Origin of the sequence: Desulfonatronum sp. SC1 (assembly GCF_003046795.1) — a bacterium.
GTDB lineage: Bacteria > Desulfobacterota > Desulfovibrionia > Desulfovibrionales > Desulfonatronaceae > Desulfonatronum.
In genome coordinates, this window is sequence record NZ_PZKN01000155.1 from 1 (window position 1) to 445 (window position 445).

Annotated in this window: 1 protein-coding gene; it reads left to right on the plus strand. The window is 46.1% G+C overall.

Annotation, left to right across the window (positions count from 1 at the left end; translation table 11 throughout):
* Positions 1-445: hypothetical protein (locus C6366_RS21100; RefSeq protein ID WP_368731515.1), on the plus strand; the 445-nt coding region annotated here is incomplete at both ends.

The window sequence follows — 445 nt, forward strand, 5'->3', positions numbered from 1 at the left end:
GTCCAGGAGGTAAGATTGCAGAGTTACGGCATGATGGGTATCGTTTTGACATGGGGCCATCGCTCTTTACCATGCCGCTTTTGGTGGATGAGTTGTTTGGTCTTTTTAATAAGCGTCTGGCCGATTATTTGGGAGTTGTCTCTTTACCCGTTACATGTCATTACCATTTTGCCGATGGCCACTCGATAAAAGCCTGGAGTGACAAAGTTCGATTTCTGGATGAACTTGCCGGATGCAATGTCTCGCGTGAGGCGGTTGAATCCTACCTTGAGAAGCAGGCCTTTTTGTACACACATACCGCCGATTTTTTTCTGTTCAATTCCATTCATAAACCATCCACATATATTGGTCCGGCAGGGCAAAAGAGCTTAAAGGCATTGCATCGTTTAGATGCATTTACCACCATGCACCAGCGTAACACCCGCACTTTTGGCCAGAGCAATAT